The organism is Streptomyces aurantiacus, assembly GCF_001418335.1.
In the GTDB taxonomy this organism is placed as follows: Bacteria; Actinomycetota; Actinomycetes; order Streptomycetales; family Streptomycetaceae; genus Streptomyces; species Streptomyces aurantiacus.
The window spans coordinates 1-14,969 of sequence record NZ_LIPP01000255.1; the positions used below are offsets into that span (position 1 = coordinate 1).

At 70.5% G+C, this 14,969-nt stretch carries 15 protein-coding genes; 8 read left to right on the plus strand and 7 right to left on the minus strand.

Annotated features, from left to right (window positions below; translation table 11 throughout):
- Positions 1 to 59: 59 nt before the first annotated feature.
- Positions 60 to 749, minus strand: coding sequence for a PepSY domain-containing protein (locus tag AOK01_RS29430; protein WP_055516995.1), 690 nt, complete (start codon positions 747 to 749; stop codon positions 60 to 62).
- 145 nt (positions 750 to 894) lie between these two features.
- Between AOK01_RS29430 and AOK01_RS29435 the strand changes: the two genes are divergently transcribed.
- Entirely contained in the window at positions 895 to 1,560 is a 666-nt protein-coding gene (locus AOK01_RS29435; RefSeq protein ID WP_055516997.1) for a response regulator transcription factor, read from the plus strand.
- Complete coding sequence (locus tag AOK01_RS29440; protein ID WP_055516999.1) at positions 1,557 to 3,053, plus strand: sensor histidine kinase; 1,497 nt, start codon at positions 1,557 to 1,559, stop codon at positions 3,051 to 3,053. The genes AOK01_RS29435 and AOK01_RS29440 overlap by 4 nt, the downstream gene beginning before the upstream one ends.
- A gap of 77 nt (positions 3,054 to 3,130) precedes the next feature.
- On the opposite strand, the gene AOK01_RS29445 is transcribed toward AOK01_RS29440, so the two are convergent.
- The 4 genes from AOK01_RS29445 to AOK01_RS29460 all read right to left on the minus strand — a co-directional run bounded on the left by AOK01_RS29445 (position 3,131) and on the right by AOK01_RS29460 (position 5,778).
- Positions 3,131 to 3,607 carry a MarR family winged helix-turn-helix transcriptional regulator gene (locus AOK01_RS29445; protein WP_055517001.1) on the minus strand — a complete coding sequence of 159 codons (477 nt, stop codon included), beginning with the start codon at positions 3,605 to 3,607 and terminating at the stop codon, positions 3,131 to 3,133.
- Positions 3,608 to 3,699: 92 nt separating this feature from the next.
- Positions 3,700 to 4,497, minus strand: coding sequence for an AIM24 family protein (locus AOK01_RS29450; protein WP_055517003.1), 798 nt, complete (start codon positions 4,495 to 4,497; stop codon positions 3,700 to 3,702).
- Positions 4,494 to 5,144, minus strand: a complete 651-nt coding sequence (locus AOK01_RS29455) for an AIM24 family protein (RefSeq protein WP_055517004.1) — start codon at positions 5,142 to 5,144, stop codon at positions 4,494 to 4,496. The genes AOK01_RS29450 and AOK01_RS29455 overlap by 4 nt, the downstream gene beginning before the upstream one ends.
- A gap of 1 nt (position 5,145) precedes the next feature.
- Positions 5,146 to 5,778: an AIM24 family protein gene (locus tag AOK01_RS29460; RefSeq protein ID WP_055517020.1), complete on the minus strand. Its 633-nt coding sequence runs from the start codon at positions 5,776 to 5,778 to the stop codon at positions 5,146 to 5,148.
- Positions 5,779 to 6,000: 222 nt separating this feature from the next.
- On the opposite strand from AOK01_RS29460, the gene AOK01_RS29465 reads away from it, so the two are divergent.
- The 4 genes from AOK01_RS29465 to glxA all read left to right on the plus strand — a co-directional run bounded on the left by AOK01_RS29465 (position 6,001) and on the right by glxA (position 10,783).
- Complete coding sequence (locus AOK01_RS29465) at positions 6,001 to 6,345, plus strand: DUF3817 domain-containing protein (protein WP_055517006.1); 345 nt, start codon at positions 6,001 to 6,003, stop codon at positions 6,343 to 6,345.
- On the plus strand, positions 6,342 to 6,635 hold the full coding sequence (locus tag AOK01_RS29470) for an MTH1187 family thiamine-binding protein (protein WP_055517008.1): 294 nt from the start codon (positions 6,342 to 6,344) through the stop codon (positions 6,633 to 6,635). The genes AOK01_RS29465 and AOK01_RS29470 overlap by 4 nt, the downstream gene beginning before the upstream one ends.
- Positions 6,636 to 6,874: 239 nt before the next feature.
- Positions 6,875 to 8,824, plus strand: a complete 1,950-nt coding sequence (locus AOK01_RS29475; RefSeq protein ID WP_245702464.1) for a glycosyltransferase family 2 protein — start codon at positions 6,875 to 6,877, stop codon at positions 8,822 to 8,824.
- Between the two features lie 3 nt (positions 8,825 to 8,827).
- Complete coding sequence (gene glxA, locus AOK01_RS29480) at positions 8,828 to 10,783, plus strand: radical copper oxidase GlxA (protein WP_055517009.1); 1,956 nt, start codon at positions 8,828 to 8,830, stop codon at positions 10,781 to 10,783.
- A 36-nt stretch (positions 10,784 to 10,819) separates the two neighbouring features.
- On the opposite strand, the gene AOK01_RS29485 is transcribed toward glxA, so the two are convergent.
- Positions 10,820 to 11,908 (minus strand): glycoside hydrolase family 6 protein, encoded by a 1,089-nt coding sequence (locus tag AOK01_RS29485; protein ID WP_079103857.1) that lies wholly within the window; start codon positions 11,906 to 11,908, stop codon positions 10,820 to 10,822.
- A gap of 112 nt (positions 11,909 to 12,020) precedes the next feature.
- Entirely contained in the window at positions 12,021 to 13,010 is a 990-nt protein-coding gene (locus AOK01_RS29490; RefSeq protein WP_055517010.1) for an ArsR/SmtB family transcription factor, read from the minus strand.
- Positions 13,011 to 13,104: 94 nt separating this feature from the next.
- On the opposite strand from AOK01_RS29490, the gene AOK01_RS29495 reads away from it, so the two are divergent.
- Positions 13,105 to 14,382 carry an MFS transporter gene (locus AOK01_RS29495; RefSeq protein WP_055517012.1) on the plus strand — a complete coding sequence of 426 codons (1,278 nt, stop codon included), beginning with the start codon at positions 13,105 to 13,107 and terminating at the stop codon, positions 14,380 to 14,382.
- Positions 14,383 to 14,403: 21 nt separating this feature from the next.
- On the plus strand, positions 14,404 to 14,913 hold the full coding sequence (locus AOK01_RS29500; protein ID WP_055517017.1) for a MarR family winged helix-turn-helix transcriptional regulator: 510 nt from the start codon (positions 14,404 to 14,406) through the stop codon (positions 14,911 to 14,913).
- Positions 14,914 to 14,969 lie beyond the last annotated feature (56 nt).

The following is a 14,969-nucleotide window of genomic DNA, read 5'->3' on the forward strand; positions in this document are numbered from 1 at the left end:
GGGGCAGCGCCCCCGAGTAGGGACGGGAAGGGTAGGGGCGGCGGGGGCGAAAACCCCACTCAGTCGTCCGAGTCGTCGCCCGCCCCCGTGTCCGCCACGACCGCGGCGGACTTCGCGTCGACCTTCCACTCCTTCTCCACACCGTTCCCGCCGGCCGTGTCGACCTCCCACGCGGCCGTACGCCCGTCGTCGTCGAGGTCGACGGACGTGACCGTGCCCTTCGCGGCGCCGGCCTTCGCCGCCTCCGCGGCGGTGACGGACGTGCCCTTCAGGGCCGCCCGCGCCTCCGCGGTGTCGTCGGCGTCGTCGGCGTCGTCGTCCCGCTCCGTGTGCGAGCCGAGCACCTTCCCCGTGCCCGGGTCGACGTCGACGCTGTGCCAGGTGCCGCCCGAGGACAGCACGTCCACGTCCCACACCAGGCTGCTGCCCTCGTCGTCCAGGTCGGCGGAGACCGCCGTACCCGGAACGCTCTTCAGCGCGGCCGTGATCGCGTCGGCCGCCGTGACCTTCGCGGCCTTGGCCTCGGCGGCGTCCTCGGCGTCCTCGGAGTTGTCGTCGCGGTCGTCGCGGTCGTCGTCGGCCCTGTCGGCCGCATCGTCGCGGTCGTCGCGGTCGTCGTCCGAGACCCGCACGCTGGACTGCTTCACCTGGCCGCCGTCCTCGTCACCCGTGACGGCGAGGGCCGTCGCCGTGCCGCCTCCGACGAGGAGGGCGGCCGTGACGGTGGCGATGACGATGTTGCGCTTCATGGGGATTCCTCCGAGATCGTCTGCTTCGACTGTGTGTCGGTCGTCTTCGGTGCGTTTCGACGTGACCCAATCTGGCTGAACGACGCTGAAGGCAGCCTGAAGCACCCTGAAGTCTTCTTCAGGTTCGGTTTGCGACTCTTGGCGTATGCGACTTTTGATCGTCGAGGACGAAAAGCGGCTCGCCCTGTCGCTCGCCAAAGGGCTGACGGCCGAGGGGTACGCCGTGGACGTGGTCCACGACGGCCTGGAAGGACTGCACATGGCCGGCGAGGGCTCGTACGACCTCGTCATCCTCGACATCATGCTGCCCGGGATGAACGGCTACCGCGTGTGCGGCGCCCTGCGGTCCGCCGGGCACGACGTGCCGATCCTGATGCTCACCGCCAAGGACGGCGAGTACGACGAGGCGGAGGGCCTGGACACCGGCGCCGACGACTACCTCACCAAGCCGTTCTCGTACGTCGTCCTGGTGGCCCGGGTGAAGGCGCTGCTGCGCCGGCGTGGTTCCTCCGGCGGGGGATCGCCCGTGCACGTGCTCGGCGACCTCAAGGTCGACACCGCCGCCCGGCGCGTCCACCTCGGTGCGGACGAGATCGCCCTCACCACCAAGGAGTTCGCGGTCCTCGAACAGCTCGTCGTGCGGGCCGGCGAGGTGGTGTCCAAGGCGGAGATCCTGAAGCACGTCTGGGACTTCGCCTACGACGGGGACCCGAACATCGTCGAGGTCTACATCAGCACGCTCCGCCGCAAGCTGGGGGCCGCGCTGATCCGGACCGTACGCGGTGCCGGCTACCGCCTGGAGGCGAGATGAAACGCGTCCTCGGGTCCGTACGGGCCAGGGCCACCCTCGCCGCGAGCGTCGTGGTCGCCGTCGCGCTGGCCGCGGCGGGCGCCGCGGTCCTGCTGTCGCTGTGGACCAATCTGAGCGAACAGGCGGGTACGGAGGCGGAGCGCGCCGCCCGGACCGTCGCCACCGACATCGCGGCCGGTGAGTCCTACGGCCACCTGTCGCTGGACGACGACGACCAGCCGGTCCAGGTCGTGGACGGGACCGGGAGACTCGTCGCGGTCACCGAGGACCTGGAACGGATCAGCGGCACGGGCGTCGACCGGGTCCAGCCGCAGGCCCCGGGTGCCGTCACCGACGACAGCGGTGACGGTGACGGGGACGGGGACGACAACAGTGACCGTGACGGTGACGACGAGGCGGACGACGGCGACTCGCTCGACGTCGACGAGATCGGCGACGCCTCCTTCAGCGACGGCTCCGCCACCATCGACGGCGACACCGCGGACTACCGCTTCGCCACCGTGCCGGTCGAGGTGCAGGACAAGGGCACGCTCACCGTCCACGCCGGCGCCCCGCTGACCGCCGAACAGGAGGCCGTGAGCACGGCGCTGACCGTCATGCTCATCGGGTTCCCACTGCTGCTGGCCGTCGTGGCCCTGGTGACCTGGCTCGTCACGCGCCGGGCGCTGCGCCCCGTCGAGGACATCCGCGGCGAGATGGCCGCGATCACCGCCTCCGAGGACCTCACCCGGCGGGTGCCCGTGCCGCACACGCACGACGAGGTCGCGCGGCTGGCCCGGACCACCAACGAGACGCTCGCCGCCCTGGAACAGTCCGTGGAGCGCCAGCGCCGGTTCGTCGCGGACGCCTCGCACGAGCTGCGCAGCCCCATCGCCTCCCTGCGCACCCAGCTCGAAGTGGGCGCCGCGCACCCGGAGTTGCTCGATGTGGGCGGGGCCGTCGAGGACACCGTACGGCTGCAGCGGCTGGCTGCCGACCTGTTGCTGCTCGCCCGCCTCGACGCGGGGGAACGGCCGGCGGACGCGCGTTTCGATCTGGCCGCGCTGGTCGTCGAGGAGGCCGGACAGCGGGCCGGGGACCGGGTCGCGGTGTCCGTGACCGTGTCCGGGACAGATACCGTCGAGGTGAGCGGCTCGCGCGGGCAGCTGGCGCGGGTGCTCGGCAATCTGCTGGACAACGCGCAGCGGCACACGCGGTCGTCGGTCGCCGTGACCGTCCGGCGCGTGGGGGAGTGGGCCCTGCTGGAGGTCGCGGACGACGGCGCGGGCGTTCCCGCCACCGAGCGCGAGCGGGTCTTCGAACGGTTCGTACGGCTCGACGAGGCGCGTGCCCGCGACGACGGAGGGGCCGGTCTCGGCCTGGCCATCGCCCGCGACGTGGCCGTGCGGCACGGTGGGTCGCTCACGGTCCGCGAGGCGCCGGCAGCGGCACCGGTCGCGACAGGCGGAGCCCTGTTCGAGCTCCGGCTGCCCGTCGCCGGAGCGGTCCGCTGAGTGCTTTGCCGGCAGCTCGGTGACTCACCCGCGGGTCGGTGGGGGCTGGGCGCGCAGTTCCCCGCGCCCCTTACGGGTCAGGGACGGCCCCGTTGGCCCCGTAGGTGCTCCGCGATCGGGGTCAGGGACTTGTGGAGGTCCTCCAGTGCCTCCGGGGGGAGGAGGTCCATGAAGTGCCGCCGGACGGACCCCACGTGGTGGGGCGCGACCTTCCGCATCGTCTCCATGCCGTGGTCCGTGAGCACGGCGAACAGCCCGCGGCGGTCGGACTCGCAGTTCTCCCGCCGGACCAGGTTCGCGCTCTCCATGCGGGTGACCTGGTGCGAGAGGCGGCTCTTGGACTGGAGGGTGGCGGACGCGAGGTCGCTCATCCGCATCCGTAGGCCCTCCGACTCGGAGAGGTTCACCAGGATCTCGTAGTCGTTCATCGTCAGGCCGAACGGCTGGAGGTCTTTCTCCATCTGATAGGCCAACAGCCTGTTGACCTCCAGGTGGGTGCGCCAGGCGCACTGCTCCGCATCGGTCAGCCAGCGGGTGGCGGTCTCGGTCTCCATGAATGAAGTCTACCTAAAATGTTGAAAGGCGAACTAGTGAGGGTGGCGTGACGACGCGCACACGTTCGACGTCACACTCCGCAGGCTACCGCTCACAGCCCGAAGCGACGCTGGAGATCACCCAGCTGTCCGGGAAGACGCGGTGCGCCGCCCGGCTGTCCCGGGTGGCCGGGCGCCCCACCGCCGCCGGGTACTCCCGGTTCGTTCGGGACCATGCCCGCCGCCTGCTCGGCCAGCAGCGCCTCACTGGACTGCAGCAGTACCGTGCCGGCGCCCACGAACTCGAACTGGTGCTCCTCGCCGGAGGCGCCGCCGAGGCCCGTCATCGCACGTAGACCGCCGATCAGGCCCGTCATGTAGGCGTGGTCGTAGTGGTGGCAGGGCGAGGGGCAGTCGGCCCAGCCGACCAGGGCCTGCGGGTCGACCCGGATGGGGGGTTCCATGAAGACCACGGGGCCGTTCGAGGCGGCGACGAACTTGCCCGTTCCGATGAGTGTCAGGAAGCCCGGCACGATCGACTGCTTGAGGGCGAGAGTTGGCTGAAAAGCGAGGAGATTGCCCGAGCGAATGGTCAGGTTGCCCTCCTCCAGGTCGAAGGAATTCACGTCGAAGGCCCGGTCGGCGAGGAGCATCTTGCCCGAGCCGGACGCCACCACCCAGTCGCTCGCGTGCAACGGCGAATGGAACGACGTACGCACGAGACGGTCGAGACGGCCGTGCCCGATGCCGTTGAACTCCATCGAGCCGTAGTAGGCGATCATCTTGCCCTTCTGCAGGAACCACTCGCTCCCCTTGAGCTCCACACAGAAGGTGTACGCGTTCACGTTGTCGTCGACCGGCAGGGTCACCGGGTCGTGGATCACGGGGCCCGTGCCCGGATAGGTGGTCACAGCTTCTCCTCCGACGCCTGCACGTACACCGCGCCACTGCCGCTCAGCTCCAGCTGGAAGGCCTCGCCCGAGCCGCGGCCCACCAGATCGCGCAGACCGAGCGCGCTGGACAGTTTGTTGCGTACGTCCCCGTGGTGGGCGACGTACGCCTGCGGGTCCACGTGCACCGGGCGCTGCGGGCCGATCGGGACCTCGATGACCCCGCCGTGCGCCATCACGGCGACGGCGCCGTGGCCCTTGAGGGTCGTGGTGAACAGGCCCTGCCCCGTGACCTGGCCGCGCACCATGCCCATGACCCCGCCCTGCGAGCCCATGAACATCGTGCCCTGCTGCAGTGTGCCGTCGAAGGCCAGCAGCCGGTCGGCCTCCACGTACAGGGTCTCGCCCGTGAGGGTGATCACCTGGATGTGGTGGCCGCCGTGCCCGAACAGGACCGTGCCCGAGCCCTCCACGGTCATCAGGGGCGTCGCCTCGCCGGCGGCCCGGCGGCCGATCATCGACATGACCCCGCCCTGGCCGCCCTGCGTGTTGGGGGTGAAGGACACCTCGCCCTTGTAGGCGAGCATCGCGCCGCGCTGGCTGAACAGCCGCTGCCCCGGCGCCACCGTGGCCTCGATCATCTTCGAGTTGATCTCGCGGAAGGGCATGTCACACGTCTCCCGCGATCGAGTTGCGCTCACTGGGCTGCACGTAGACGACTCCGTCACCCTCGAAGCGGATCTGGAAGGCCTCGCCGCCGCCCTCGCCCAGGAACGTGCGGAACGTCACCCCGGACTGGAAGGACTGCCGCAGATCGCCCTGATGGGCGATGTACGCGCCCGGGTCGACGGTGAGCGGGTACTGCGAGCTGACCCGCAGCACCACCGCGGGCCCGTCCGACATGATCGCCGCCTGGCCGTGCCCCTCGACGGTCGTCGTGAAGAGCCCGTTGCCCTGCGAGGCGCCCCGCATCCCCGTGAAGGACGTGCCCGTACGCAGCCCCGAGCCGGTCGCGAGCAGATTGCTCGACTCGACGAAGAGCTTGTCGCCCTGGAGGCTCACCAGGTTGATCTCACTGGCGCGGTCGGCGAACCAGCACGTCCCCTGGCCCTTCACCTCCATGAGGGTCATCTGCTCGCCGGTGATCCGGCGCGTCACCATGCCGCGGACACCCTCGCCGCCGCCGCTGAGTTTCTTGAAGGCCATCTGACCGTCGTACGCGACCATCGAGCCGTTCTTCGCCTTCACGGCGTCGCCGGTCATGTCGACGGCCAGCACCTTGCTGCCTTGGAGTCGGAACATCGCCACGGGGTGACGGTAGCCGCAGGGTGTGGCCACCGGCCAGATCCTTCGGGATGATCCCACCCCTGAACGCACCCTGAAGCCGCCCCGTACCCGCCCCGTACCCACCCCGTAGTGTCCGCGGTCGGGGGCCGGATGCTTCAATGGAATCGCTTGTGCGCACGTTCACAAGGCCGAGCCTCTGTTCCTCCTTCTCTCCTCTTCCTCTCCCGAAGGTGACTCGTGGACATCAAGACCGCCTCCGCCCTCCGCCGCCTCCGCCTGGTCTCCGCCCCGGAGGCCGTCTCGTTCCTGCTGCTGCTCCTCTGCTCGGTACTGAAGCGGACCACGGACTTCAACGCGGTACCGGTGATGGGCATGGTCCACGGCGTCCTCTTCGTCCTGTACGTGATCTTCTGGGCCGACGCCTGGAACCGCGCCAAGTGGGGCCCGAGGACCGCGGCCCTCTACTTCGTCCTCTCCGTGCTGCCGACCGGCGGATTCTTCGCCGAGCGCAAGCTCAAGCGGGAGGCCGAGAACGCGGTCATCGCGTCCCGCGCCCGCACCGACGGGATCGTGAACGCATGATCGTCGCCTTCTCCGTGACGCCTCTGGGGGTCGGCGAGGACGTGGGGGAGTACGTGGCCGACGCGGTGCGTGTCGTGCGTGAGTCGGGTCTGCCGAACCGCACGGACGCGATGTTCACGTCCGTGGAGGGGGAGTGGGACGAGGTGATGGACGTCGTCCGGCGGGCCGTGGCGGCTGTCGAGGCGCGGGCGCCTCGGGTCTCCCTCGTCCTGAAGGCCGACATCCGCCCCGGCGTGACCGACGGCCTCACGTCCAAGCTGGAGACGGTGGAACGTCACTTGTCGCGTTGACGCCCGGTGGGGGCTGGTCGCGCAGTTCCCCGCGCCCCTTAAAAGATTGCGCAGTTCCCCGCGCCCCTGAAGATCCCCCGCGCCCGTGCGTTTCAGGGGCGCGGGGAACTGCGCGCTCAGCCACACACAACCCGCACCCACCCGCCGACCGCCGGCGGCACCCCGTACTCGACTGGACCCTCTCCGTTCGACATGCCGACCCAATGCCACTTTTGTGAGGGTATCGGCTTGTTCGATCCATGGAGGGCGCTGTGCGGCCGGAGGGCTACGACTACGACACCCACAGCAGGCTGGCCGGACCGCTCACGGAGCCGTCCGGCTCGGCCTACCGGGTGCAGTACACGAAACTCCTGTCGAGCGAGCCCCACCGAATAAGAGCCGTCCTGCTCATGACGCTCGCCCCGGTGCTCACGGGGCTGCTCCTCGTCTACCTGGTGTGGCCCACCCACTGGGTGGCCCGCGAGGGCGGCGCCCGCTGGCTGATCGGGCTCGACGTCACGATGCTCGTGGCGATCGGCCTGATCGAGCTGTTCATGGTCGTCAACGTGGTCTCCATCGCCCACGCCACGATGGTCGCCCGGGACCCGGTCCCGGTCACCGCCCAGGCCGGGATCCGGGTCGCCTTCCTGACCACGTACGTCCCCGGCAAGGAACCCCTCTCGATGGTCCGCGCCACCCTCGAAGGCGCCGTCCGCGTCACCCACCCCGGTCCGGGCGGCGTCGTCGATGTGTGGCTCCTCGACGAGGGCGACGACGTACAGGCCAAGGCCCTGTGCGAAGAACTCGGCGTACGCCACTTCACCCGGCACGGCGTCCCCGAGTGGAACAGGACCAAGGGTGTCCACAAGGCCCGTACCAAGCACGGCAACTACAACGCGTGGATCGCGATGCACGGCGGCGCGTACGACTACTTCGCCTCCGTCGACACGGACCACGTGCCGCACCCGGACTTCCTGGCCCGGATGACGGGCTTCTTCCGCGACCCGGACGTCGCCTTCGTCGTCGGCCCGCAGGTGTACGGCAACTACACCGCTCCCGTCACCAAGGCGGCCGAGTCCCAGCAGTTCCTCTTCCACGCCCTGATCCAGCGCGCCGGCAACCGGTACCGCGCGCCCATGTTCGTCGGCACCAACAACGTCGTACGGATCGCGGCCGTCAAGCAGATCGGCGGCCTGTACGACTCCATCACCGAGGACATGGCCACCGGCTTCGAGCTGCACCGGCACCGGAACCCGAAGACCGGCCACCACTGGCAGTCCGTCTACACCCCTGACGTACTCGCCGTCGGTGAGGGCCCCGCCTCCTGGACGGACTTCTTCACCCAGCAGATGCGCTGGTCGCGCGGCACCTACGAGACGCTGTTCAAGCAGTACTGGAAGGCACCCTTCACGATGCCGCCCGGACGGCTCCTCTCGTACACGCTGATGCTCGTCTACTACCCCATGACGGCCGTCAACTGGCTGCTCGGCATCCTCAGTTGCTTCCTGTTCCTGTGGTTCGGCGCGTCCGGCACCCAGGTCTCCGCCTCCGTGTGGCTGATGCTCTACAGCGACGCCGCCGCCCTTCAGGTCGGCCTCTACCTGTGGAACCGGCGCCACAACGTCTCCCCGCACGAACCGGAGGGCTCCGGCGGCCTCGCCGGCATGGCGATGTCGGCCCTGTCCGCACCGATCTACCTCAAGTCCCTGGGCGCGGCCCTGATCCGCCGCCCCAGCCGCTTCGTCGTCACACCCAAGGGCGGCGACACCAGCCCCGACCGCGTCATGACCTTCCGTATCCATCTCTTCTGGGCGGCGGTCCTGTCGGCCTCACTGGCCGCGTCGTTCGTGCTCGACCACACCCACGCGGCCATGCGGACCTGGGCGGTCCTCGCGCTGGCCATCTCCCTCGCCCCGGTGGCCGTGTGGACCGCCACCCGGACCCGGGCGCGAAGGGCGGAGCGCCCGGTCGCGCCGACCGTCCGGATCACCGAGGCCGAGCCGGCCGAGCCGGCCGCGGCGCTCGCGGGCAGCGCAGGCAGCGCAGGCAGCACGGGTAGCACGGGCAGCACGGGCAGCGCAGGCGGGGCGGTTCCCAGCGGCTCGATCCCCGGTGGCTCGGTCCCCAGTGGCGCGGTTCCCACCGGCTCGGTCAGCACCGGCTCGATCGCCGGCGGGACGGTCTCCAGCAGTACGACAGGAGGTAACTAGGCCATGGCCCACCGGCTCTCGAAGAAGACCCAGAGGCGGCTGATCGGCGTCGGTGGCGTCGCGCTGCTCGCCGGACTCAACGCCCCGGCCGCCGTCGGCTTCGCCTCGGAGCAGTACTACGAGTACAAGATCGCCCAGCCCGGCTACCAGGCCGAGTACGGCTCCTGGAAGCAACTGGACATCCCCGAGGAGTTCCGCACCAACGCCATCCACGCGGCACTCCTGCACACCGGCAAGGTGCTGATCGTCGCGGGCTCCGGCAACGAGCAGAAGAAATTCGACAAAGGTTCCTTCGACACCGTCCTGTGGGACCCGAGGACCGACACCTTCAAGAAGATCCCCACGCCGGACGACTTCTTCTGCGCCGGACACGCCCAACTGCCCAGCGGACGCATGCTCGTGGCCGGCGGCACGGCCCGCTACGAACTGCTCGAAGGCGAGGTCGAGCGGGCCGGCGGCGGCATGCGCGTCAAGAACGAGAACCCGGACAGAGCGATCTCCCTGAAGAAGGGCACCCGCTTCCGCTCGCCCTCCGGTGTCGAGTACGTCAGCAAGTTCGACGTCACCGTCCCGAAGGCCAAGCGCACCCAGAAGATCACCTACAACAAGTCCGGCGTCATGCAGCCCTGGAAGACGAAGGTCAAGGCGAGCGAGGCCCGGGTCTTCGTCGAGGCCACCGAGGACGGCCCCACGCCGGTCACCGACAAGCGCGCCCAGTACGAGATCCTCGGCCTCAAGGGCAAGGACGCCGACAACACGTACGGCCTCTCCGAGAAGATCACCAGGGACAAGCAGGACTTCCAGGGGATCAAGGCCGCCTACGAGTTCGACCCGAGGGCGGAGAAGTACGTGCCCGTCGAGCCGATGGACAAGGCCCGCTGGTACCCGACGCTCGTCGGACTCCAGGACGGGAAGGTGCTCGCGGTCTCCGGGCTCGACGACGTCGGTGTGATCGACCCCGGCGACAACGAGATCTACGACCCGAAGACCAAGAAGTGGAAACGGGGCCCGCACCGCTACTTCCCCACCTATCCGGCCCTCTTCCTCACCAAGGGCGGCAAGCTCTTCTACCCGGCCTCGAACGCCGGTTACGGCCCCGCGGAACGCGGCCGCGAACCGGGCCTGTGGGACCTGAGGACCAACAAGTTCGAGAAGGTGCCCGGCCTCAGCGAACAGGACGAGACGGAGACCTCGGCCTCGCTCCTGCTGCCCCCCGCCCAGGACCAGAAGGTGATGATCCTCGGCGGCGGAGGCGTCGGCGAGTCGAAGAAGTCGACCTCGCGCACGGCCGTCATCGACCTCAAGAAGGACAACCCCGCCTTCGAGGACGGCCCCGACCTGCCGCAGGGCACCCGCTACCTGAACAGCGTGATCATGCCGGACGACTCGGTGTTCACGTCCAACGGCTCGAAGGACTACCGCGGGCGCGGCGCCAGCAACATCCACAAGGCGCAGTTCTACGACCCGAAGTCCAACTCCTTCCGTGCGGCCGCCTCGCCGAAGGTCGGCCGCAACTACCACTCCGAGGCGCTCCTGCTGCCCGACGGCCGGATCGCCACCTTCGGCTCCGACCCGCTCTTCGACGACCAGCAGAACACCAAACTCGGTCACTTCGAACAGCGCATGGAGATCTACACCCCGCCCGCCCTGCACAAGAACGCCAAGAGCCGCCCCGTCCTCGGGGACGGCCCGCAGGAGGTGGACGGCAAGGGCCGCGCGACCTTCGCCGCCCGGCACCCCGAACGGGTCGCGAACGCCCGCCTGATGCGGCCCAGCGCGGTCACGCACACCACGGACGTCGAGCAGCGCTCCATCGCGCTGGACGTCACGAGAACCAAGCACTCGGTGACCGTGGACGTACCGAAGGACCGGACGCTGGTGCCGCCCGGCTGGTACATGCTGTTCGTGACGGACGACGACGGAACACCGTCGAAGGCGAAGTGGGTCCAAGTCACATAGCGCCTGCTACGTCTGTTGGGCGTGCTACTGGGCGTGCTACGCCTTGGAGTTGCGGGCCAGTCCCAGGGCGTAGTCCGCCCACCACTGGCCCGCCGCGGGGCCTCCGCGGCACTGCCCGTCCGACTCCCCGGGCCGCTTGATCCACAGGTACGCGTCCACGAGCGGGTCACCGGTGTCCGTGGTGGGCGGGGCGCCGAGGGCCCGGCCCGGCGGGTTGCACCAGGCCTGCGAACGGTCGCCGCGCAGCGGGCCGTTGCCGTTGCGGCTGGTGTCCACGACGAAGTGCTTGCCGCCGAGGGCCTTCGAGAGGATGCGGCCGTACTGCTTGGTGGTGTCGTCGGTCTGGAAGTTGGAGACGTTCAGGGCGAAGCCGTCGGCGTTCGCGACGCCGGCCCGGCCGAGGGGCTCGACGAGTTTCTGCGGCTCCTCGATCCAGGCCGGGTTGCCCGCGTCCAGGTACACCTTCGTGTTCGGCTGCCGCTTCAGCCGCACGATCGCCTCGGAGAGCAACTGCTCGCGCTCCGCGTGGTACTGGGCCGGTGTGCAGCCGTCGACGATGTGGGCGACCGCGTCGGGCTCCAGCACGACCAGCGCGTCACCGTCGCCGATGGTCCGCGCGAACCGCTCGATCCAGTCCCGGTAGGCGGTCGCGTCGGGCGCCCCGCCCGCCGAGTGCTGACCGCAGTCGCGGTGCGGGATGTCGTACGCGACGAACACGGCCGTACGCCCCTCGCGGGCCGCCGCCACGGTCGCCTCCCTGATCTTCGGCTCGGGGTGGTCACCGGCCGGCCACAGCGCCACCGGCCGGTCCGCGATGCGTCTGAGCAGCCGGGCGTCGTTCCCGCGCCCCTCCCGCTCCCACGCCCGGACCTGCTGGGCGGCGGGGCTCGCGGGGTCGATCCAGAACGGGGAACCGGCGGTGGCGGGGCTCCCCTGCGCGCGGGTCTCCCGGACAAGGGCGGTCCTGTCGGCCTCGGACGGGGACGAACAGCCTGTCGTGAGCCCGAGCGAGGAGAGCGCGGCGAACGCGGCGAGCGCCAGGAGGGTACGGGTGCGGGCGCCGGTATGGGCACAGGTATGGGTACGGGTATGGGTACGGATACGGGTACCGGTCGGCCGGAACATCCTGCCCCCTTGGGCGAAGGTGACGGTCAGTTACTTTTTCGGGCCATCGTGACATAACGGAACTAACGGTCACGGGTGCGACACCGCGAACCGCCCGTACCCCGGCGGGTCGTCAGGCCCCCTCGCCCCCCGAGGCCAGCGCGATGCCGAGCGGCGTCCTCTCGTACAGCACCTGGTGCCCGTACCGGTGCGAGGCGAGCAGGCCGGCGTCGCGCAGCGCCGACAGGTGCGCGGAGACCGACGAGGGCGCGAGGCCGAGGCGGTGCGCGAGGGCCGTGGTGGCGGCGGGTTCCTCCAGCGCGGCCAGCACGGCGGCCCGGCCGCGGCCGAGGAGCCGTACGAGGGCCTCGGGCGTACGGCTCGACGGCTCGGCCCACAGACCGCCGATGCCGCGCGCCGGATAGACCAGCGTCGGCTGCCAGGGCGGGTCGAAGCCGCTCACCACGTCCGGCCAGGTGAAGACGCTGGGCATCAACACCAGCCCCCGGCCGCCGAGTTCGCGTACGTGCTCGCCCTTCCAGTCGACCGTGAGCCGGCCCCCGTCCCAGGCGACCCGCCGGTCGAGGCCCGGCAGCAGTCCGGCAAGACCCACCTCGGCGAGGCGGCGCGAGCGGAAGGCGATGTCGGCCTCCAGGAGGGCGCGGAGCCGCGGCCAGGCGGGTTCCACGAGGGCGTGCCAGGCCGCCTCCATCGTGTCCGCCAGCTCCCGCACCGCACGCGCCGGGTCGGCGAGCAGTGCCCGGCCGAGCGGGGACTCGGTGGCGCCGGGGGTGTCCGCGAGGGAGAGCGCGATCTCGGCGCGCGCCACCTCGGGGCCGGTGCCCCGCACGGCGGCGATCTCCTCCTCGAACGTGGCCGCGGGCCCGATGGGAGGCGGCATCAGACAGTCCGGGCTGTTCCCGCGGTACGGCATGAGCAGCCACAGGGGCTCCAGGTCGAGCGCCGCCGCGGCGGTCCGGATACGGCGCAGCCACGCGGAGTGGTAGCCCTGCCGCGCCGGGCGCCGCAGGGTGCGTACCGCCTCGTGGGTCTCCCACAGCGGAGACAGCGCGAAACGGCAGTTGAGAAGGTCCTCCTCGCCGAAGTCGAGATGGAACGGCATCACGCCTCCAGGCGTCCGTGGGCACTGTGGGACCAAGATTCGGCCTCTGCCGAAACTCTATGGCGATCGCCGTGCACGCGTGAGGCTGCTGCCCATGCAAGAAGAACCACAGACCGCGACGGCACCCGGTTCCTCCGTCGACCCGGCCGGCACACGGGGGAGCGGATACCGCAGAGCCTTCGCCGTCAGGGAGTTCCGCTTCGTCTTCGCCGCCCACGCGCTGTCCCTGCTGGGCGTCGTCGTCAGCGAGATCGCCCTGACCGTCCTCGTGTACGAGCTGACGGGATCGCCGCTGCTCAGCGCGCTGGCCTTCGCGCTGGGCTTCCTGCCCTACCTGGTGGGCGGAACGCTGCTGTCCGGAGTGGCCGACCGGTTCCCGGCGCGGCGGGTGCTCGTCGTGTGCGACCTCGTGTGCGCCGGCTGCGCGGCGCTGATGGCCCTGCCGGCCACGCCCGTCGTCGCGCTGCTCGGGCTGCGGTGCGCCATCGCGGCCGTCTCACCGGTGTTCAGCGGCACGCGGATGGCCACGCTGGCCGACATCCTCGGGGACGGCGACCTGTTCGTGCTCGGCCGTTCCCTGCTGCGGATCGTGTCGCAGAGCGCCGTGCTCGTGGGCTTCGGCCTGGGCGGCGTCCTGCTGGCCTTCGTGCCGCCGCGCGGGGCGCTCGTCATCACCCTGGGCACCTTCCTCGCCTCCGCGCTGCTCCTGCGGCTCGGCACCCGGCGCAGGCCCGCGCGGTCCGGCGGCGGAGCACTGATGCGGTACTCGCTCGCCGGCACCCGGCAGGTCCTCGGCGACCGCCGGATCCGGGCGCTGCTGCTCCTCCTGTGGGTGCCGTCGATGTTCGTCGTCGCGCCGGAGGCCCTCGCGGCGGCGTACGCGGACGAACTCGGGGTCGGCACGGCCTGGGTCGGGCTGCTGATGTGCACGATGCCGGTCGGCACGATCGCGGGGGAGCTGTACGCCGGCGCCGCCCTGTCGCCGGCGGGCCGCTCCCGGATCGTGCTGCCCCTCGCGAGCTGCGGGCTGCTGCCGCTGCTCGCCTACCCGTTCCACCCGGACCTCGGCTGGATCCTGCTCGCGCTGCTGTTCGCCGGGTCGGCGGGCGCGTACACGCTGGGCCTCGACCGCTGGTTCGTGGACGCGGTGCCCGAGGAACTGCGCGGGCGGGCCATGACCGTGCACACGGCCGGGCTGATGACCATCCAGGGCGTGGGCATGGCGCTGGCCGGGGCGGCGGCCGAGTTCTGGGCGGTCAGCACGGTCGTGGGCGGGGTGGGCGTGCTCGGGACGCTGTGCTGTGTCCTGCTGGCGATGGAGGTACGGCGCACCGGAATACCGAGGCGCGAGACGGGGCTGACCACGATATGACCGGCCGGTAAGGTTTTCGCCGTGTCGAAGCCGCTCAGCCTTGCCTTTGATCCCATCGCCCGAGCCGACGAACTCTGGAAACAGCGCTGGGGGTCCGTGCCGTCCATGGGCGCGATCACCTCGATCATGCGCGCGCACCAGATCCTCCTCGCCGAGGTCGACGCGGTGGTCAAGCCGTACGGGCTGACGTTCGCCCGGTACGAGGCCCTGGTGCTGCTCACCTTCTCCAAGGCGGGCGAGCTGCCGATGTCCAAGATCGGCGAGCGTCTGATGGTGCATCCGACGTCCGTGACGAACACCGTGGACCGGCTCGTACGGTCGGGGCTCGTCGACAAGCGGCCCAACCCCAACGACGGACGCGGCACCCTCGCCTCGATCACCGAGAAGGGCCGCGAGGTCTGCGACGCGGCCACCCGGGACCTGATGGCGATGGACTTCGGGCTCGGGGCGTACGACGCCGAGGAGTGCCAGGAGATCTTCGCGATGCTGCGGCCGTTGCGGGTGGCGGCGCGGGACTTCGACGAGGACTGACGGCTAGGGCCCTTCTGATGGATCTCCGTGGGGAAGGAGCGGCGTTCGGTGCGTGC

Coding starts and splice junctions, on each gene's coding strand:
- AOK01_RS29430 (WP_055516995.1), bottom strand. CDS start 749: ATGAAGCGCAACATCGTCATCGCCACCGTCACGGCCGCCCTCCTCGTC.
- AOK01_RS29435 (WP_055516997.1), top strand. CDS start 895: ATGCGACTTTTGATCGTCGAGGACGAAAAGCGGCTCGCCCTGTCGCTC.
- AOK01_RS29440 (WP_055516999.1), top strand. CDS start 1,557: ATGAAACGCGTCCTCGGGTCCGTACGGGCCAGGGCCACCCTCGCCGCG.
- AOK01_RS29445 (WP_055517001.1), bottom strand. CDS start 3,607: ATGGAGACCGAGACCGCCACCCGCTGGCTGACCGATGCGGAGCAGTGC.
- AOK01_RS29455 (WP_055517004.1), bottom strand. CDS start 5,144: ATGCCCTTCCGCGAGATCAACTCGAAGATGATCGAGGCCACGGTGGCG.
- AOK01_RS29460 (WP_055517020.1), bottom strand. CDS start 5,778: ATGTTCCGACTCCAAGGCAGCAAGGTGCTGGCCGTCGACATGACCGGC.
- AOK01_RS29470 (WP_055517008.1), top strand. CDS start 6,342: ATGATCGTCGCCTTCTCCGTGACGCCTCTGGGGGTCGGCGAGGACGTG.
- AOK01_RS29475 (WP_245702464.1), top strand. CDS start 6,875: ATGGAGGGCGCTGTGCGGCCGGAGGGCTACGACTACGACACCCACAGC.
- glxA (WP_055517009.1), top strand. CDS start 8,828: ATGGCCCACCGGCTCTCGAAGAAGACCCAGAGGCGGCTGATCGGCGTC.
- AOK01_RS29485 (WP_079103857.1), bottom strand. CDS start 11,908: ATGTTCCGGCCGACCGGTACCCGTATCCGTACCCATACCCGTACCCAT.
- AOK01_RS29490 (WP_055517010.1), bottom strand. CDS start 13,010: ATGCCGTTCCATCTCGACTTCGGCGAGGAGGACCTTCTCAACTGCCGT.
- AOK01_RS29495 (WP_055517012.1), top strand. CDS start 13,105: ATGCAAGAAGAACCACAGACCGCGACGGCACCCGGTTCCTCCGTCGAC.